At 72.3% G+C, this 18,279-nt stretch carries 18 protein-coding genes and 1 pseudogene; 9 read left to right on the plus strand and 10 right to left on the minus strand.

Features of this window, described 5'->3' with window-relative positions; all coding sequences use genetic code 11:
• Nucleotides 1-133: 133 nt before the first annotated feature.
• From B1H29_RS08345 to B1H29_RS08355, 3 genes are all read right to left on the minus strand, one after another.
• Nucleotides 134-1,342 carry a damage-control phosphatase ARMT1 family protein gene (locus B1H29_RS08345; protein WP_055419632.1) on the minus strand — a complete coding sequence of 403 codons (1,209 nt, stop codon included), beginning with the start codon at nucleotides 1,340-1,342 and terminating at the stop codon, nucleotides 134-136.
• Nucleotides 1,343-1,560: 218 nt separating this feature from the next.
• On the minus strand, nucleotides 1,561-2,208 hold the full coding sequence (locus B1H29_RS08350; protein ID WP_055419633.1) for a ScbR family autoregulator-binding transcription factor: 648 nt from the start codon (nucleotides 2,206-2,208) through the stop codon (nucleotides 1,561-1,563).
• Nucleotides 2,209-2,364: 156 nt separating this feature from the next.
• Nucleotides 2,365-3,039 (minus strand): hypothetical protein, encoded by a 675-nt coding sequence (locus B1H29_RS08355; protein ID WP_055419634.1) that lies wholly within the window; start codon nucleotides 3,037-3,039, stop codon nucleotides 2,365-2,367.
• Nucleotides 3,040-3,662: 623 nt separating this feature from the next.
• On the opposite strand from B1H29_RS08355, the gene B1H29_RS08360 reads away from it, so the two are divergent.
• The 7 genes from B1H29_RS08360 (at nucleotide 3,663) to B1H29_RS08390 (ending at nucleotide 10,081) form a co-directional block, all read left to right on the plus strand.
• Nucleotides 3,663-4,361 carry a DUF6230 family protein gene (locus B1H29_RS08360; protein ID WP_055419635.1) on the plus strand — a complete coding sequence of 233 codons (699 nt, stop codon included), beginning with the start codon at nucleotides 3,663-3,665 and terminating at the stop codon, nucleotides 4,359-4,361.
• Nucleotides 4,361-4,819: a DUF6114 domain-containing protein gene (locus tag B1H29_RS08365; RefSeq protein WP_055419636.1), complete on the plus strand. Its 459-nt coding sequence runs from the start codon at nucleotides 4,361-4,363 to the stop codon at nucleotides 4,817-4,819. The genes B1H29_RS08360 and B1H29_RS08365 overlap by 1 nt, the downstream gene beginning before the upstream one ends.
• 299 nt (nucleotides 4,820-5,118) lie before the next feature.
• Nucleotides 5,119-6,132: a substrate-binding domain-containing protein gene (locus tag B1H29_RS08370; protein WP_055419637.1), complete on the plus strand. Its 1,014-nt coding sequence runs from the start codon at nucleotides 5,119-5,121 to the stop codon at nucleotides 6,130-6,132.
• 69 nt (nucleotides 6,133-6,201) lie between these two features.
• Nucleotides 6,202-8,703, plus strand: coding sequence for a sensor histidine kinase (locus B1H29_RS08375; protein ID WP_055419638.1), 2,502 nt, complete (start codon nucleotides 6,202-6,204; stop codon nucleotides 8,701-8,703).
• Complete coding sequence (locus B1H29_RS08380; protein WP_055419639.1) at nucleotides 8,700-9,119, plus strand: roadblock/LC7 domain-containing protein; 420 nt, start codon at nucleotides 8,700-8,702, stop codon at nucleotides 9,117-9,119. The genes B1H29_RS08375 and B1H29_RS08380 overlap by 4 nt, the downstream gene beginning before the upstream one ends.
• A 1-nt stretch (nucleotide 9,120) precedes the next feature.
• Nucleotides 9,121-9,480 (plus strand): DUF742 domain-containing protein, encoded by a 360-nt coding sequence (locus B1H29_RS08385; protein WP_055419640.1) that lies wholly within the window; start codon nucleotides 9,121-9,123, stop codon nucleotides 9,478-9,480.
• Nucleotides 9,467-10,081, plus strand: a complete 615-nt coding sequence (locus B1H29_RS08390) for a GTP-binding protein (RefSeq protein WP_055419641.1) — start codon at nucleotides 9,467-9,469, stop codon at nucleotides 10,079-10,081. Before B1H29_RS08385 ends, B1H29_RS08390 begins: the two co-directional genes overlap by 14 nt.
• 45 nt (nucleotides 10,082-10,126) lie before the next feature.
• On the opposite strand, the gene B1H29_RS08395 is transcribed toward B1H29_RS08390, so the two are convergent.
• The 5 genes and pseudogenes from B1H29_RS08395 to B1H29_RS08415 all read right to left on the minus strand — a co-directional run.
• On the minus strand, nucleotides 10,127-11,086 hold the full coding sequence (locus B1H29_RS08395; protein ID WP_055419642.1) for an ABC transporter substrate-binding protein: 960 nt from the start codon (nucleotides 11,084-11,086) through the stop codon (nucleotides 10,127-10,129).
• An 86-nt stretch (nucleotides 11,087-11,172) separates the two neighbouring features.
• Nucleotides 11,173-11,838 carry an ABC transporter permease gene (locus B1H29_RS08400; protein WP_055419643.1) on the minus strand — a complete coding sequence of 222 codons (666 nt, stop codon included), beginning with the start codon at nucleotides 11,836-11,838 and terminating at the stop codon, nucleotides 11,173-11,175.
• Nucleotides 11,835-12,545 (minus strand): ABC transporter permease, encoded by a 711-nt coding sequence (locus tag B1H29_RS08405; protein ID WP_055419644.1) that lies wholly within the window; start codon nucleotides 12,543-12,545, stop codon nucleotides 11,835-11,837. Before B1H29_RS08405 ends, B1H29_RS08400 begins: the two co-directional genes overlap by 4 nt.
• A complete protein-coding gene (locus tag B1H29_RS08410; RefSeq protein WP_234393075.1) occupies nucleotides 12,542-13,795 on the minus strand; it encodes an ABC transporter ATP-binding protein in 1,254 nt (417 codons plus the stop codon). Before B1H29_RS08410 ends, B1H29_RS08405 begins: the two co-directional genes overlap by 4 nt.
• Nucleotides 13,796-13,908: 113 nt before the next feature.
• Nucleotides 13,909-14,110, minus strand: a pseudogene (locus B1H29_RS08415) (oxidoreductase); the annotation flags it as partial.
• Between the two features lie 174 nt (nucleotides 14,111-14,284).
• On the opposite strand from B1H29_RS08415, the gene B1H29_RS08420 reads away from it, so the two are divergent.
• Nucleotides 14,285-14,983, plus strand: coding sequence for a response regulator transcription factor (locus B1H29_RS08420; RefSeq protein ID WP_279636542.1), 699 nt, complete (start codon nucleotides 14,285-14,287; stop codon nucleotides 14,981-14,983).
• Nucleotides 14,980-16,413 (plus strand): sensor histidine kinase, encoded by a 1,434-nt coding sequence (locus B1H29_RS08425; protein ID WP_055419647.1) that lies wholly within the window; start codon nucleotides 14,980-14,982, stop codon nucleotides 16,411-16,413. The genes B1H29_RS08420 and B1H29_RS08425 overlap by 4 nt, the downstream gene beginning before the upstream one ends.
• A gap of 9 nt (nucleotides 16,414-16,422) precedes the next feature.
• Here the strand turns inward: B1H29_RS08425 and msrB are convergent, their stop codons facing one another.
• Both msrB and murC read right to left on the minus strand, forming a co-directional pair.
• A complete protein-coding gene (msrB, locus tag B1H29_RS08430) occupies nucleotides 16,423-16,830 on the minus strand; it encodes a peptide-methionine (R)-S-oxide reductase MsrB (RefSeq protein ID WP_055419648.1) in 408 nt (135 codons plus the stop codon).
• Between the two features lie 14 nt (nucleotides 16,831-16,844).
• Nucleotides 16,845-18,242 (minus strand): UDP-N-acetylmuramate--L-alanine ligase, encoded by a 1,398-nt coding sequence (murC, locus tag B1H29_RS08435; RefSeq protein WP_055419649.1) that lies wholly within the window; start codon nucleotides 18,240-18,242, stop codon nucleotides 16,845-16,847.
• Nucleotides 18,243-18,279: the final 37 nt, after the last annotated feature.

Genomic DNA, 18,279 nt, shown 5'->3' on the forward strand with positions numbered 1-18,279 from the left:
CATGGCCCTCCGGGCACATCCGCGGGGTGGGACATGATCACACCATCGCGTGAATCCAGGGGGGACTCGGGAACTTTCACCGGTTCGTCCGCTCGGGGCGCGGTCGTGGTCCGCCGCCTTCCGACGCGGGCGCTCAGCGCCTGACCTGGATCAGCGCGTGCGTCCCGCTCGTCCGCCAGCGCTGTTCCCCGCTCGCCACGAGTGCCGCTTCCGTGTCCGGGGACAGGCCGGTGATCACGTCCGACTTCAGGGTGCGCAGGGCGGCGACGGGGCCCGGGAAGTAGCCGGTGGCCGCCGCGAACGACGTGGTCGGGGGCCACCACCGGTCACCCACCAGGCGGCGGTAGTTCAGATCGCCCTTGAGGACGGTGACCGTGGCCGCGGTGAACTCCTCGCGCAGGTCGTCGGGCATGTCCGCGTAGGGCAGCGGGGCGCAGGAGAAGGGGTGGGCGCGGACGGTGACGCGGCCGTCGGTCAGCGCGCTCCACAGCCGCTCGCCGTACGCGGCCGCCGCGCCACCCGCCGCGACGAGCCGCCGCAGCGCGTCCATCAGGTCGGCGGGCGTGGCGTCGGAGACGTAGTACGGATACGGCTTGAGGTGCAGGACCGCCCGGTCGATGCTGCCACGCTCGAGCAGGTGCGCGACGAGGAGCAGGTCGGGGACGAGTTCGCGGCCGGCGTTGTCGGCGACGAGGCACAAGGTCCTCGGGCGGCCGGAGGTGCCCTTCCCGGCGGGCGGGAGCAGCTCCCAGAGCATGTCGCTGTCGTCCGCGACCAGGGCCTGCACCCGGTCCTGGGTGCCGGTGCCGCTTCCGGAGAGGCGGAAGCCGAGGTCCGCGCGGTTGCCCCAGAGCGAGCCGTGCAGCAGGGCCCGCGTGCGCTCGTCGGCGGGCAGGTCGGCGAGGCCGTCGAGCGCGGCGAGTTCCTCGTCCGTCTCCGGGGCGTCGAGTTCGGCGAGTTTGGCGGGCCGGAAGGGGTCGACGCCCTGCCAGGCGCCGGTGCCGAAGTAGCCGACGGCGTCGAGGAGGCGGCGGTAGAAGTGGCTCTCGGCCCACAGCCACGGCACGTCGAACCAGGAGCGTCCGGCGTACGCGTCGATCCCCCAGTCCGCCCAGCGGTCCCGGTCGCGGGCGTCGGCGCCGGCGGGCAGCGGCTCGACCACGCCGTCGGTACAGCTCGCGAGCAGCGCGTCGAGCGCCTTTCGCCGTTCGGGGCCGAAGGGGAACGCCTTCCGCACCTGCCGGACGATGGCCGGGTGCCGCTCCGCCAGCACGCCGTGGGGGAAAGACCCGGGCTCGTCGCCGACGATGACGGGGGCCGGCTCGGGCGGGGTGTCGGACATGAGCCTCACCGTATCGCGCGCCCCGGGGCGGGACGGCGGAGCCGGCCGTGTCGGGGCCGAGCCGACCGTATCGGGACAGGCAGCCCAACACATCAGGGCGGGACCCACCGCGTCAGGGCGGATTCCCACCGCGTCAGGGCGGCCGGCCCACCGCGGCGCGCCGGAGTCCCTCACGTCCCGGCCAAAGCGCACCGCACCCCGGCCGAGCTGCCGCCGGATCAGACCCCGCCCAGCTCCCGCTCCAGGCGTGCCGCGAGGGTGAGGTAGCGCGCGCGGCGGGTCACCGGCACCATGCCGCGGATCAGGATGTGCCACATTCCGGCCAGGCGGCGGGGCTGTCGCGCGGCCGGTTCCAGGGTGCCGCCCACGACGCGGGTGCCGACGATGGAGCAGACGAGGGTGTGGGCGACGGAGTCGACGTCGATGTCCGGATGCAGGTCGGACTGGCGGACGGCGTCCAGGAGGCGGGACGAGGCGATCTCCCGCCACTCGGTGAAGGGGTGCGGCAGCGGCGGCCGCACCGGCACTCCCCCGGTGGCGAGCCGCAGCCCGGCCCGCAGGACCGGCCCCTCCTCGCACAGCCGGGCCATGCCGAACGTCAGGCGCATCAGCGCCTCCAGGGAGGTGTAGCCCCGGCCGTCCAGCTCCCTCGCCAGCCGGCGCGAGGTCCTGGACTGGAGCTCCATGATCGCGTGGGCGAGGTCCTCCTTCGCCGCGAAGTGGAAGTACAGGGCGCCCTTGGTGACCCCGGCGTGGGTCACGATCTCGCTCAGACTGGTCGACTCGTACCCGTGACGGTCGAACAGGTCGGCGGCGGCACCGAGGATCGTCGCTCGGGTCTGCTCGGCGCGTAGCTGCCTCGCCATCGGCTGAACTCTCCTGGGCTGGAACTCAACAGGCCGTGCCGCCTGTTTTTACGCCCTGTACACGATAACTCACCGTCAGATCCGCCTCCTTGCTGCCCCGCGGACGGCGGCCCGGTCCCGCCCCGTTCGAGGCGTGGGCCGGGCCGCCGTGCGTCGTCAGTTGACGAACACCGTCGCGCTCCCGTCGGTCACGGGGGCGTAGGTGGCGGTGAAGTACCCGTTGGCGAAGCAGAGTCCCGAGCCGGAGACCTTGGTGAAGTGCTGGTCCGCGAAGGCGATCGAGTTGGTGCCGTTGCTCGCCGTGCCGGAGAGGCCGGGGGCCTCGTAGACACAGTTGATGCTGCCGAGGAGGGTGCGCAGGCTGACCGTGGTCCGGACGGTGGAGCCGCTCGGCGGGGTGACGGCGACGGCACCGTCGGAGGACACGGTGGTGGTGTAGGGCAGGTTGTGGACCGTGATGCCGTTGACACCGAGGACGCCGATGACGTTGCTGGTGCAGGTACTGCTGTCGAAGGTGTGGGCGGTGAGCGACTCGGTTGCCGTGCCGGGGGCGGTGGGGTTGTCGGTGACGTTGACGGTGAACTGCGAGGACGTGCACGAGACGCCGCTGGTGCCGGTCGCGCTGGAGTGGAACGTGGCACTGGTGCCGCTCGCCAGGGACGCGGTGAGGGTGTCCCCGACCGCGACGGGCGTCCCGCCGGCGGAGCCGGTGGTGAGGACGGGTGTGGCGGCGGCGGTGCCCGCGACGGCGGTGCCCGCCGCGGGGAGGGTCAGCGCGGCGACGGCCGCGGTGAGGGTGAGGAGAGTACGGGGACGAGTACGCGTACGCATGCGGCTACCTCTTCCGGAGTGGGGTTCGGTGAAGCAGGGGTGGGCCGGCCGCGGGAATGCGACCGGGCCGATGCGATGAGATTCCGGGCCGTGCCCGACAGGTGCGGGCCGTGCCCGGCGGGTGCGGGCACGGCCCCGGAAGCGAAGTACGGGCCCTGCCCAGGAGATACGGCTGCCCCGTTGGGGGGCGGGGCCGGGTCCTGTCCGGAGGACGGGTCCCGATGCCGGGAACGCGGACGGTGCCGCGGGAACGGATCCGGCGCCACGGATCCGGGGAAACAGGAGCAGTTGTAAGCCTGACGGGCAGTCAACGTCAAGGGTGCGCACACGAGTTGACGCTGATGATCGCGTACTTCCGAAGACGCCGGGACGGAAAAGCGGCAGGTGGCACACAATCCCCACTCTTTACTCACAACTTGCTTGACCCTGCGGTGTAACCACCGGTAACTTCCCGATTGGCTACTGGTGCGTAACGTGAAAACCCCTGCACCCGCCGGGAGTTGCCGGGAGGCGTGCGCATCAGCCGCTGTCCGCACCAGCCGCTGTCCGCGCCAGGACAGCGTGCCGCTCAAGAACGTGCCGCTGAAACCCGATCCGCATTCACTATGCCTCTGGGAGCAGACATGGCCTCGTCCTCCGACGTCACCCCGCCCGCCGGCGACACCCCCGAACCCGAGACCGGCCAGGAAGGCGCTTTCGCGCCGGATACCGGCGGGGCACCCACGAGACGCGGCCGGGTCAGGCTGCGCCGGGCCGCGGTGCTGGCGGTGCCGGCCGCCGCGGTCACCGCGGGCCTGGCGATCCTCACCGCCCAGGGCGCCCTGGGTGTGCAGTTCGCGATCTCCGGCATGCCCTTCACCGTCACCGCCACGGAGCTCGACGGCAAGGGGTTCGCCCAGTTCGGCGGCCTCGACAACATGGCCGAGGGCAGCCCGAACGCGGGGGACACCGGCGGCCAGGTCCTGGTCGTCACCTCCGTGATCAAGGAGGCGAAGCTGACCAAGCTGTGCCAGAGCGTCGACCTGGGCGGCACCAACCTGCTCATCACCGCGGGCGAGGGGGACACCCGGGTGTCCGCGAGTGATCTGACCACCGACTCGACGTTCCTGTCGGGTGACGCCGCCTTCAACAACATCGAGATCGGCAACGACGCCAGCACCCTGGACAAGGCCGGCCCGAAGGGCCGCGGACCGATCGGCGTCTTCAGCCAGCAGGCCGACACCGTGCAGATCAAGAACCTACGGCAGACCAACTACGCGACCACCGCGGGGGTGTTCAAGCTCCCCGGCCTGAAGCTGCGCTTCAGCGGGTCGGGCTGCTGATGCCCGGCGATCGGCGTGCGGGCTTCCGGGCCGGCTTTCGCCGCTGGCGCTCCGGGCGGCCGTTCTGGGGCGGGTTGCTGCTCACCCTGGCCGGGGCGGAGGTCCTTTTCACCATGAAGGCCTCCTTCGAGGTCGTCCTGCACGTCGGCATGCAGGGCGTGGCCGGCTATCTCCTGCCGGTCGTGATGCTGCTGTGCGGACTGCTGGCCCTGGTCAACCCCGCCCAGCGCCTCTTCTACTCCCTCATCGGCGTCCTGGCCTCCCTGGGCACGTGGGTCACCTCCAACCTCGGCGGGTTCATCGTCGGGCTTCTCCTCGGCTGCGTCGGAAGCTGCCTGGTCTTCGGCTGGCTGCCCGACCAGGAGTCGCGCCGCGACCGCCGGCGCCGCAGGAAGGAGAGCCGGGCCGCGCGCGGAGCCCGGCAACCGCTGGAGCAGCGGGCGGGCGGGCCCGCCTGACACCGGGCCGCCCGGCGTCCGCGCCCCGGCACGCACCCGGAGCCGGACGCCGGGCTTCCGTGCCCGCTCGCGCTTCAGCCCCGCTCCAGCACACGCTTCACCCGCTCTTCACCCGCCCCGTTCATCACGATGCGGCACCGACAACTCACACCTGGTCGCTGATCACTTGACTACCGGCGGTCACACACGGTTTGCTCCGGCCAGGCGAGATTTATCCGGTCGGCGTAGCGACACGCGGCTCCGGTCACCCCTCGCTCCGTTCCTCCTGCTCGGTCGCACAGCGAGGTGCCGCACCCCCCATGAGTACAACTCCCCCGTCCACCCACTCCCCCGGACGTCTCCGCGCCGCGGCCCTCACCGCGGCCGCCTGTCTGCTGGCGGCCGGCTGCTCCGCCCTCGGCGGGGAGGACGACGGCTCGGCCGCGGACGCCGCGGGCGGGTCCGGCGCCGACCGGATGAAGGTCGTCATGGTCACCCACGGCGGTGAGGGCGACGCCTTCTGGGACCGGGTGCGCAAGGGCGCCGAGGCGGCGGCGGCCAAGGACGGCATCGACCTGACGTACGCCGGTGACGCCGACACCGCCGACCAGGCCGACCTGGTGCGGGACGCGGTCCGCGACAAGGCCGACGGCATCGCCGTCACCCTGGCCAAACCGCAGGCGATGAAGGGGCCGGTCGCCGAGGCCAAGGCGGCGGGCATCCCCGTGGTCGGGCTCAACTCCGGCATGGACGCGTGGCGGTCCACCGGTCTCCTGGAGTACTTCGGCCAGGACGAGAGCGTCGCGGGCCGGGCCGTCGGCGACAAGCTGAACGCCCTCAAGGCCAAGCACGCCCTGTGCGTCATCCACGAGCGCGGCAACGTCGCCCTGGAGGCCCGCTGCGCCGGTGTGAAGAAGACCTTCGGGGGCGAGACCGAGATGCTCTACGTCGAGGGCACCGACATGAAGGCGGTGGGCGCGGCCGTCACCGCGCGGCTGCGGCAGGACTCGAGCATCGACGAGGTCGTCATGAACGGCGCGGCGTTCGCCCTGACCGCGGTCGAGTCGGTCGAGGAGGCGGGCAGCGGCGCCCACGTCGCCACCTTCGACCTCGACGAGGACCTGATCGCCGCGGTCAAGCGCGGGGACGTGCAGTTCGCGGTGGACCAGCAGCCGTACCTCCAGGGCTACCTGGCGGTGGACGCCCTCTGGCTGTACCGCACCAACGGAAACGTCAGCGGCGGCGGAGTGGCACCCGTGCTGACCGGCCCCGCGTTCGTGACCCGGGCGAACGCCGACGCCGTCGCGAAGTTCGCCGCGGGCGGCACCCGGTGACCGTCACACCGCGGCCGTACGCGCCCGCGCACACCCGACAGCCTCTCCCACTGATCGCCTAGGACGACGATGTCTGCACGGACAGGTGCCCGGCGCCGCCTCGGCTCCATACGTCTCTCCCTGATTCTCCTGGCCCTGGTCCCCGGTGTCACCCTCGCCGCCGTGTGGGGGGTGACGACAATTCAGATGTTCTCGGAGGGCCTGCGGCTGCGCGCGCAGACCGAGCTGAGCCGCGACACCGGGGCCATGGGCACCGAGGCGGCGCTCGCGCTGCAGAAGGAGCGCAGCCTGTCGGCCGCCTGGCTGGCCGGCCCCGGCGGCGACCGGACGGCCCTGGACGCCCAGCGGAAGAAGACGGACGCGGCCGTGGCCCAGTTGGTCGGCCAGTCCGACGCGATCGAACGCGCGCCCGCCCGGGTGTCCGACCGGCTGTACTCGGTGCTCGGCTCGGTGGGCAGCCTGGAGTACTACCGCAACCAGGTGGACGACCCCAGCGACATCACCGAGGAGCAGGCGCTCGACCAGTACACCTCGATCATCGACGAGCAGATCCACGCCTTCCAGGAGCTCTCCCAGGTCGACGACGGCGACCTCACCTCGCAGGCCGGGCCGCTGGTCGCCCTGGAGCACGCGGCGGAGCTGGTCTCCCAGGAGAACGCCCGGCTCACCCTGGCCTGGCCGTCCGGCCGGATGGACGAGGAGGACTGGGGGCAGTTCGCCCAACTGGCCCACACCCGGCGCTGGCTCGTCCAGGACCAGATCGTCCCCTCCCTGCGCGGCAGCGCGAAGGCGCAGACCGAGCGGGTCCTCGCCAGCCCCGAGTGGCAGACCCTGGAGGCCGTCGAGGACCAGGTGCTCGCGGCCCGCGCGGCGGACGGGGACGGCGCGATCGACCTGCCGGACGCGCGGCAGCGTTGGACCGCCGCGCTGGACGAGGTCTCGGACCAGTACGAGGCGCTCATCCGGCAGCAGACCGACGGACTGCTCGACCGCAGCGCCGACGAGGCGCGCGCGCTGCTGATCACGGCCGCCTCCCTCAGCGCGGGCGGCCTGGTCGCCCTGCTGCTCTGCGTCGTCATGTCCTGGCGCATCACCCGCTCGCTGTCCCGGCGGCTGCGCGGGCTGCGGCTGGCCACCCTGAGCCTGGCCGAGGAGCGGCTGCCGGACGTGGTGGCCCGGCTGGAGCGGGGCGAGAAGGTCGACGTGGACTCCGCGACCCCGCCGCTGGACTACGGGCGGGACGAACTCGGTCAGGTCGCGCAGGCGTTCAACACGGCCCAACGCACCGCCGTGCACACCGCCGTGGAACTCGCCGACACGCGGCGCGGTTTCCAGAAGGTGATCCTCGGCATCGCCCGGCAGAGCCAGAACCTCGTCAACATGCAGCTCGGCAAGCTGGACGCGCTGGAGCGCGAGCACACCGACCCGGAGATCCTCAAGGGCCTGTACGAACTGGACTCCACGGCGAGCCAGTTGCGCCGCTACGAGGAGAACCTCGTCATCATCAGCGGCGAGCAGCCCCGGCGCACCTGGCGCGAGCCGGTCTCGCTGGTCGACATCCTGCGCAGTGCCGTCGGCGAGGTCGCCGAGTACCAGCGGGTGGAGCTGCACACCGACGAGGAGGTGGCCCTCGCGCCGCCCGCGGTGGCCGACGTGATCCACCTGCTCGCCGAGCTCATCGACAACGCGACCGCCTACTCCCCCGCGCCCCACCCGGTCGGGGTGCGGGCGGCGCTGGTGGCCAAGGGCCTGGCCGTCGAGATCGAGGACCGCGGGCTCGGTCTGTCGGAGGAGGACTACGCCTCCTTCAACGCCCTGCTGGCGGTGCCCCCGCAGTTCGACGTGGTCGCGCTCGCCGACGACCTGCGGCTCGGCATGTTCGTCGTCGCCCGGCTCGCGCACCGGCACGGCATCACCGTCACGCTGCGCTCCTCCCCGTACGGCGGGACCACGGCGATCGTGCTGATCCCGCACGACATCGTGGTGCGCGAGGCCATCGACGCGGCCCACGGCGGCGGCCACGACCACGACCACGACCGTACGGCGCCCCGCGAGAGGCCCGAGCCGTCCGAGCCGTCCGAGGCCCCCTCGCCGGCCGGGTCCGAGGCCGCTACCGGTACCGGTACCGATCCCGCTCCCGCGCAGCGGCCCGTACGGCCGGTGCGGCCCGTGCCCGCCGACCGGACCGGCGCTCCCGCCCCTTCCGCGTCGGCGTCCGCGTCCGCGTCCGCGTCCGGGCGAAACGGCCTGGCCCCGCTGCCCCGCCGGGTGCCGCAGACCAGCCTGGCGGCCGAGCTGCGCGACGAGGACACCGACACCGGCCCGGACGGCCCCGACGGCGCGTCCGACGCCTACGCCGACTTCACCGCCGACCGCGCCGCCTCCTCCCTCGCCGGTTTCCAGAGCGGCACGCTGCGAGCCCAGACCGACGACGCCGACGTCACGGACGCCGACGCCGCCTCCGCGACCGAAACCGAAACCGAGACCGAGACCGACGAGCAGGTCCTCTCCTCCGCCGCCCCCTCCACTCAGACCGCCGACCACCGACCGCCGACGAAGGACACGCGATGACCCGACCCTCCCCCGCCACGCACACCGAGCTGGACCAACTGCTCACCGGACTGGTGGAGCGGGTCGCCGACGTGAACCAGGCCGTGGTGCTCTCCGAGGACGGACTGGTCGTCAGCAAGTCCACCGGCTTCCTCCGCGACGACGCCGAGCGGCTGGCGGCGACCGCCTCGGGCCTGATGAGCCTCAGCAAGGGCGTCAGCATGGACTTCCGCGGCGGCCCCGTGCGCCAGGCACTGATCGAGATGGCCAACAGCTACCTGATACTCACCTCCGCGGGCACCGGCGCCCACCTCGTCGTGCTCACCGGCCCGAACGCCGACGTCGGCGTGGTGGCGTACCAGATGAACATGCTGGTGAAGAAGATCGGTGAGCACCTGAGCGCGGCACCGCGGGCCACCGCCGGCCCCGGCGAGTGACGTGACCGGAGGCGACGCGGGCGGCCGGCTCGTACGGCCGTTCACCCTGACCGGCGGCCGGACCCGGCCCAGCCGCGCCGACTTCACCCTCATCACGACGGTGACCGCGGTCGATCCGCAGCCCGCCCGGGCCGCGCGACCGCAGCCCGAGCACCTGCGGATCCTGCGGCTGTGCGCCGAGCCCGTCGCCGTGGCCGAGGTCGCGGCGCGCCTGGACCTGCCGGTGAGCGTGGTCGTCATTCTGCTCTGCGACCTGCTGGAGGCCGGCCGGATCACCGCCCGGCCCCCGCGTCTGGTCTCCCGAGCCACCCCGGACCTGGACCTGCTGCAGAAAGTGAGGGACGGCCTTGGCCGGCTCTGACCGCGCCGCTGAGGCGCCCACGGAACCCGCGGCCCCGGCTGCCGCCCCCGAGGCCGTGAAGATACTGATCGCCGGTGGTTTCGGCGTCGGCAAGACCACCATGGTCGGCTCGGTCAGCGAGATCGCCCCGCTGCGCACCGAGGAACCGCTGACCGCGGCGGGACTGGACGTCGACGACCTGGCCGGCATCGAGGAGAAGCGGGCCACGACCGTGGCCCTCGACTTCGGGCGGATCGGCATCGGGCGTGAGCTGGTGCTGTACCTCTTCGGCACGCCCGGTCAGCAACGGTTCTGGTTCATGTGGAACGACCTGGCGATCGGTGCCCTCGGCGCCGTGGTCCTGGTCGACGTGCGCAGGCCCGAGTCGAGCTTCGCGGCCATCGACTTCTTCGAGCGGCGGGGCATTCCGTTCGTCGTCGGCGTCAACGGCTTCCACGGGCGGCATCCGTACCCGGCCGAGGAGATCCGGGAGGCCCTGGCGCTGCCGGAGCACGTGCAGGTGCTGCTGTGCGACGCGCGCGAGCGGGCCTCCTGCCGGGACGTCCTCATCGCCCTGCTCGACCAACTGATCGACGCCGCGGCCGGGGCCGCGGCGTCGTGAGGGGCGGTCAGGAAGGGGCGTCGTGGCGGCGGTCGGGGCGGGGCGTCAGCTCAGCCCGGCCGACTCGAGCCACTCCTTGGCCACGTCGAGCGGGTCCTTCTTGTCCAACTGCACCTGCGCGTCCAGGTCGAGGAGGGTCTCCGTGTCCAGCTTGGCCGAGACCGCGTTGAGCGTGTCCACGCCCTCCTGGGACAGCCCCTCCTTGTATACGAGCGGGGTCACGTTCGCGTACCCGAAGAGGTTCTCCGGGTCCTTCAGGACGACGAACTTCTCCTTGATGATGGTCGGGTCGGTGGTGAAGACGTCCGCGGCCTGAACGGTGTTCTTGGTCAGCGCCGACTGGGTCAGCGGGCCGCCCGCATCGAGTGCCTTGAAGGACTTGAACTTCAGGCCGTACACGGACTCCAGGCCCTTCAGCCCCTGCTGCCGGGTCTGGAACTCGGGCGAGCCGCCGATCACCAGGTCCGGCGCGATGTCCTTGAGGTCGGCGAGGGTCGACTCGGCGGTGAGACCGTGCTTCTTCGCGGTCTCGGCGTTGACGCTGACCGAGTCCTTGTTCTGGGCCGGCGACGACTCCAGCAGCGTCAGCTTCTTGTCGAGCTTGGCCTTGGCCGCGGTGTTGACCGCCTCGGTGCTCTTCTGCTCCGCATCGGGGTCGAGGTACGCCAGCAGCGCGCCGTTGTACTCCGGCAGCACCGTGACCGAGCCGTTCTTCATCAGGCCGTACGTCGTCTCCCGGCTGCCGATGTTGTGCTTGTAGCTGACCTTGAGGCCCTTGGCCTTGAGCGCCTCGCCGTAGATGTCGGCGAGCAGGGTGCTCTCGGCGAAGTTGTTCGAGCCGACGACGACGGTGCCGGCCTCCGCCTTCTCCCCGGCGAGGGGGTTGTCGGAGGTGTCGTCGGAGGAGGAACAGCCCGCGAGCAGCGCCGCCGCGGCGGCGAGCGCGACGGCCGCCGCGCCGGTGTGCCTCGTCCTGGACCTGCTGCTCTTCGCGGTAGAAGTCATCCAACGATCCAAACGAGCCACTTGTCGGTCAGTCAAGAACGACCTGGTTACGGTTTTCACCACTGTGTTCGATCCTGGTCGCGGCGTCAGCGCCTGCGCACCCCCGGCGACACCGCCAACCGCTCCGCCGCCCAGAACACCGCGAGCGTGACGAGCGCCAGCAGCGCCACCAGGGTGGCCCCGCCGACCACCTTCTCGTAGTCGCGCTGGTAGAGCCCGTCGATGATGTACCGGCCGATCCCGCCGAGACTGACGTACGCGGCGATGGTGGCCGTCGACACGACCTGGATGGCGGCCGAGCGCAGCCCGCTGAGGACCAGCGGCAGGGCCACCGGCAGTTCGACCCGGAAGAGGATGCTCGACTCGCGCATGCCCATTCCGCGCGCGGCGTCCACCGGGGAGGGGTCGACCGAGCGCACCGCCTCGTAGGTGGTGACCAGGATCGGCGGGATCGCGAGTACGACCAGCGGGATCATCACGGGCAGCAGGCCGATGCCGACCACGACGGCGATCAGCACCAGCAGTCCGAAGCTGGGCAGCGCGCGGGCGGCGGTGGCGACGAACGCGACGGCGTTCCCGCCGCGCCCGGTGTGCCCGGTGAGCAGCCCGACGGGCAGGCCGATCGCGGCCGCCAGGCCGAGGGCCATCAGCGTGTACTGGACGTGTTCCAGCAGGCGCTGCGGGATGCCGTCGTAACCGTGCCAGTGGGCGCTGTCGCTGAAGAAGGCGTTGACGAAGTCGAGTACGTTCACCGGGCAGCCGCCTTCTTGGGTCCGGGCCGCTCCTGCCGCACGGCCGCCTCCTTCGGGCGCTGCCGCCTGCCGCGCGGCATCCAGGGCGTCAGCAGGTTCCGGGCCAGCACGAGCGCCGCGTCGCACGCCACCGCCAGTACGGCGGTGGTGAGTACCGAGTTCACCGCCAGTTCGGGCCGGCCGTACTTCTGGGCGTCGGCGAGCAGGTTGCCGAGGGCGCCCTGGTTGCCGATGAGGGCACCGACGCTGACCAGGGAGATGCTGGCGGACACGGCCACCCTCAGACCGGCGAGGATCGCGGGCACGGCGATCGGCAACTGCACCTGCAGATACCGCCGTACGGGCCCGAAACCCATGGCGGTGGACGCGGCCAGGGTCTCCTCGGGCACCGACCGCACGCCGTCGACGATCGCCGGGACGAGTACCACCAGGCTGTACAGGGCCAGCGGGATCATCACGGTCAGCTCGGTCTGGCCGGTGTAGTCGATGAGGACGACGAAGACGGCCAGCGACGGGACGGCGTAGAACACGGTGGTCACGCCGAGCACCGGCGGGTACAGCCAGCGGAAGCGCACGCAGAGCTGGGCGACGGGCAGCGCGAGCAGCAGACCGGCCAGGACCGGCAGCAGCGCCTCGCGCAGGTGCAGCCCGATCAGGCCGAAGTAGGTGTTGCCGAGGTCGCTCGGGATGTCGAAGAAGCCGTTCACGGGCCGACCTTCGTGACACCGGCGGCCCCCGCGTCCCGCGCGTCCCCGCCCTGCGTTTCGTCGCCCCGCGCGTCGCCATGCGCGTCGTCGCCATGCGCGTCGTCGCCCCGCGCGTCGTCGCCCCGCGCGTCCCCGGCCTGTTGGCCGTCGGTGTTCCCTGCGCCGTGGGCGGCGCGGATCGCCTCGCCGATGGTCTGCTGGGAGACGACGCCGGTCACCCGGCCGTCGGCGTCCACCGCGACGGCCCAGCCGGTCGGCGAGAGCACGGCCCCGTCGAGCGCGGCCCGCAGCGAGTCGGTGCCGGGCACGAACGGCCGCCCGTACGGGAGCAGCCCCTCCACCGCGACGTCCCCGGCCGTCAGGTCCCGGGGTTCGGCCCAGCCCAGCGGTCTGCCCGCCGCGTCGGTCACCAGCAGGTGGGCGGCGCCGGGCGCGGCGAGCTGCTCGGCCGTGGCGTCCACGCGCACGACCCGGTCGTTCGTCAGCTCCAGGCCGGCCGACGGGAAGAAGGACAGCCGCCGGATGCCGCGGTCGGCGCCGAGGAAGTCCTCGACGAAGTCGTCCGCGGGGTTGGACAGCAGCTCGGCGGGCGGCGCGAACTGGGCGAGCCGGCCGCCGGTGCGCATCACCGCGACCATGGTGCCCAGCTTGATGGCCTCGTCGATGTCGTGCGTGACGAAGACGATGGTCTTGCCGAGCTCCTCCTGGATGCGCAGGAGTTCGTCCTGGAGTCCCTTGCGGACCACGGGGTCGACGGCGGAGAACGGCTCGTCCATGAGGAGCACGGGCGGGTCGGCGGCGAGTGCGCGGGCCACGCCGACGCGCTGCTGCTGACCGCCGGAGAGCTGGTACGGGTACCGCTTGCCGAGGGAGGCGTCGAGCCCCACCCGCTCCATCAACTCCGCCGCCCGCTCCCGGGACTTCTGCCTGCCCCAGCCGGTCATGCGGGGCACGGTGGCGATGTTGTCGATGATCGTCCGGTGCTGGAAGAGCCCGGCGTTCTGGATGACGTATCCCATCGACCGGCGCAGCGTGGTGACCGGCTGCCGCTGGAGGTCCGCGCCGTCGAGGAGGATGGTGCCCTCGCTGGGCTCGACCATTCTGTTGATCATCCGCAGGGTCGTCGTCTTGCCGCAGCCGGACGGACCGACGAGGACCGTGATCGAGCGGTCCGGGATCTCGAGCGACAGCCGGTCGACCGCCACGGTGCCGTCCGGGTACCGCTTGGTGACTGATTCCATCCGTATCAAAACGCCGAATACCCTTCGGGTGGGCGGGAAGTTCTGGCCAGGTCGCTACGGGTCGTTGCCGGGAGAGTCTAGACGTCCGGTGTCGCGGACCCGTGGTGACCGTGTGAGACCCGCCGCCGGTCGAACCAGGGCAGCCGGGCCACCGGGAGCAGTTGGAGGGCCGTGAGCAGGGCGCCGTAGAGACCGGTGAGGCGGCCGAGGACGATCGGGGTGTTGGAGGCGAAGCCCGCCCGGCCGAAGAGGACGGCCACGACGGCGGCGTTGGCGGCCAGGACCGCGTAACAGGCCGGTACGGGCCACCGCCTTGGGGCTCAGGGCCGGTGGGGGAGGCGGCTGACGGCGGGGGCGCTCGGGACTGTGGTCACGGCACCGAACTTCACCCGCCCGACCTGTCGTTTTCCTGTCGGGCGACTTTCAGGTGCTTATCGATCACGGCACGGGGGTCCGCGCGGTATGGGGTGCGGGCGGCCGGTGGCGCAGTATGAGCGGGTGGAAAAAGTGCGACTCCTCGTGGTAGACGACGACCCGCCCATCGCCGATCTCGTGGCCACCGTCGCCCGCTACGAGGGCTGGGAGGCGGTCACCGCGAACTCCGGCGAGCAGGCGCTGCGGCTGGCCGCCGGGTTCCGTCCGGACATCGTGGTGCTCGACCTGATGCTGCCGGACGTCGACGGCTTCGGTGTCCTGGACCGGCTGCGCCGCTCGGGCACGATGGTGCCGGTGGTGTTCCTCACCGCGCGCGACGGGGTGGCCGACCGGGTCGCGGGGCTGACCCGGGGCGGTGACGACTACCTGGTCAAGCCGTTCGCGGTGGAGGAGCTGATGGCCCGGCTGCGGACCGTGCTGCGGCGCGGCGCCGGCCCCGGTTTCCAGCGGTCGGTGCTGCGCGTGGCGGACCTGACGATGGACGAGGACACCCGTGAGGTGCGCCGGGGCGAGCGGCGGGTGTCGCTGACCCCGACCGAGTACGAGGTGCTGCGCTATCTGATGCGCAAGTCGCCGGCCGTGCTGACCAAGGCGCAGATCCTCGACCACGTGTGGGAGTACGGCTTCGGCGGCCGGTCCAACGTCGTGGAGCTGGTGGTCAGCCGGCTGCGGCGCAAGCTCGACGACACGGACGACACCGGTGAGCCGCTGATTCGGACGGTGCGTGGTTTCGGGTACGTGATCCGGCAGGCGGCCCGGTGATACGGCGGCCGTGGCGCGCCCATCGCGGGCTGCGGCTCGGGACCCGGCTGGCGCTGGGCCTCGGCGTGCTGTCGCTGCTGGTGTTCGCCGTGGTCGGCACGGTGCTGACCGCGTACATGCGGGACTATCTGGAGCGGCAGCTCGCCGACCAGATGAAACTCGTGCAGGTCGTGCAGTCCAAGGACGCGGCGACGCACGGCACGGTCCGGCGCAAGCCGTACTACGGCTGGTACACGGCCGTCTACGACGTCTCCGGCGGCACGGCGAACCTGCGCACGCCCGCCGAGGTGCCGGCGGACAGCCGCGCGCTGACCGCCCTCGCGCAGACCATGGCCCGCTCGGACGAGGACCTCACCCGCACCGTGCGGATCGACGGGCACGGCCCCTATCTGCTGCGGGCCTGCGAGGTCGAGCCCGGGGTGGTGCTGGTCAGCGCCGCGCCCATGGAGGACGTCGAGGACACCGTGGAGCAGTTGGTCACGGTGCAGGTCGTCGCCTTCGGTCTCGCGCTGCTGGCGCTGGTGGTGTCCGGGCGGCGGATGCTGCGGCGCGGCCTGAAGCCGCTGAGCGACATGGCGGGCACGGCGCACGGCATCGCCTCGCACGACCTGACCGAGTCGGCCGCCCGGCTGCCGCTGCGGGTGGACGGGCGGGACGGCGGCCGGGAGGTGGCGGAGCTGCGGACCGCGTTCAACACCATGCTGGAGCACATCGACGACTCACTGGCGGTGCGCGCCGAGGCCGAGCAGCGGCTGCGCCGGTTCGTCGCGGACGCCTCGCACGAGTTGCGCACCCCGCTGATGTCGGTGCGGGGCTACGCCGACCTGTTCCAGTACGCGGCGGCCAACGAGCCCGGGGAGCGGGAGCGGCACCTGGGCCGGCTGCGCGCCGAGGCGGCCCGGATGGGTGTGCTCCTGGACGACCTGCTGCTGCTCGCCCGGCTGGACGCGGCCGCGGCGCAGACGCCGCTGCGCTGGGAGGACGCGGATCTGACGGAGCTGGTACGGCAGGCGGCCGACGCCTTCCGCGCCGGTCACCCGGGGCATCCGCTGTCGCTGACGGCCGGTCCCGCGGTGGTGAAGCTGCGGCTGGACCCGCAGCGGATCCGGCAGGTGCTGGACAACCTGCTGGCCAACGCCGCCGTGCACACCCCGCCGGGTACGCGGGTCTCGGTGGCCGTGTCCGTGACGGCCGGCGCGGCCCGGGTGGCGGTCGCCGACACGGGCCCGGGGATCCCGGCCGCCGACCGGGAACGGATCTTCGACCGCTTCTACCGCGTCGACAAGGCCCGCAGCCGCGACCGCGGGGGCAGCGGGCTGGGCCTCGCCGTCGCCGGTTCGCTGGTGCGGGCACACGGCGGCACGATCGAGCTGGGCGGCGAGCCGGGCACGACGGTGTTCACCGTGACGCTCCCGTCCGCCGCCCGCTGACCGGCGTGCTCAGCCCTCGGCGGGCGCCAGCCGCAGCGCGACGCTGTTGATGCAGTACCGCTGGTCGGTCGGGGTCGGGTAGCCCTCGCCCTTGAAGACGTGCCCGAGGTGCGAGCCGCAACGCGCGCACCGCACCTCCGTGCGCACCATCCCGTGGGACCGGTCCTCGATCAGCTCGACCGCGTCGGTGTCCTTCGGGTCGAAGAAGGACGGCCAGCCGCAGTGCGACTCGAACTTGGTGGTGGAGGTGAACAGGTCCGCGCCGCAGGCACGGCAGGAGTAGACGCCCTCGGTCTTGGTGTCGGTGTACTCACCGGTGAAGGCGGGTTCCGTGGCGGCCTGGCGCAGGACGGCGTACTCGGCCGGGGCCAGCTCCGCGCGCCACTGCTCGTCCGGCTTCTCGACGTCGTACGACATGAGTCCTCAGCCCCTTACTTACCCGTGCTCGACAACTGGTCCAGGATGCGCGGTCCGAGGTCGGTGACGTCGCCCGCGCCCATGGTGAGAACGAGATCACCGGCCTTCGCCATTCCCGCGACCACCGCGGGCGCCCCGTCCTTGCCGCGGACCGGCGTGACGTCCGCGCCCGCGGCCCGCGCCGCCTCGATGATCAGGTCGCTGGTGATGCCCGGGATCGGGTCCTCGCGGGCCGGGTAGATGTCGAGGACGACCGACGCGTCCGCCAGCGACAGGGCCCGGCCCATCTCCTTGCCCAGCTCCTGGGTGCGCGAGAACAGGTGCGGCTGGAAGAGGACCAGGATGCGGGCGTCGCCGACGGCGGCGCGCATGGCCTCCAGGTCGGCGGTCATCTCGGTGGGGTGGTGCGCGTAGGAGTCGACGACCTGGACGCCGGCCGCCTCGCCCTTGAGCTGGAGGCGCCGCTTGACGCCCGTGTACGCGGCCAGTGCGGTGGCGAGTTCGGCGGCGGGGATGCCGAGGGCCACGCCGGCGGCGAGGGCGGCGACCGCGTTGTGGGCGTAGTGGCGGCCGGGGACGGAGACCGCGAAGGTCAGTTCCGCGCCGTCCATCACCACCGTGACCTCGCTCTTCAGGCCCTGCGGGACGACCGACAGGATCCGTACGTCGGCGTCCTCGGACTCCCCGTACGTCACCGTCCGCACCGACCCGGCCAGCCGCCGCGTCAGCTCCCGGGCACCGTCCTGGTCGGCGGCGATCACCAGGGTGCCGCCGGGGACGATCTTGCCGGCGAAGGTCTCGAAGGACTCGTGGATCTCGGCCATCGACGCGTAGTTGGCGTGGTGGTCGAGTTCGACGTTGAGGACGATGGCGACCTCGGGGGCGTACTTGTGGAAGCTGCGGTCGCTCTCGTCCGCCTCGGCGACGAAGATCTCGCCGTCGCCGTGCAGGGCGTTGGAGCCGGGCGCGTCCAGGTCGCCGCCGATCGCGTACGACGGGTTCAGGCCCAGCTCGGACAGGGAGACCGCCAGCATGGAGGTGGTGGTGGTCTTGCCGTGCGTGCCGGCGACCGCGATCGGGCGCAGACCGTGCATGAGGGCGGCCAAGGCGTCCGAGCGGTGGACGACCGGGATGCCGCGTTCGTGCGCGCGGGCCAGTTCCGGGTTGTCCTCGCGGATCGCCGACGACACGACCACGCAGGTCGCGTCGTCGGCGAGGTGCTCCGCCGCGTGTCCGACGTGCACGGTGGCGCCGAGCGCGCGCAGTGCCTCGGCGGTCGCGGACTCCTTGGCGTCGCTGCCCGCCACCTCGGCGCCGCGCTGGGCGAGGATCTTGGCGATGCCCGACATTCCGGCGCCGCCGATGCCGATGAAGTGCGGTCGGTCCATGGCGGTAGGAAGGCCGGGTGCCATGCGCTGTTCTCCCCAGAGGTGCGACGGGTGTACGAGA

This window comes from Streptomyces pactum, from assembly GCF_002005225.1.
Lineage (GTDB): Bacteria > Actinomycetota > Actinomycetes > Streptomycetales > Streptomycetaceae > Streptomyces > Streptomyces pactum_A.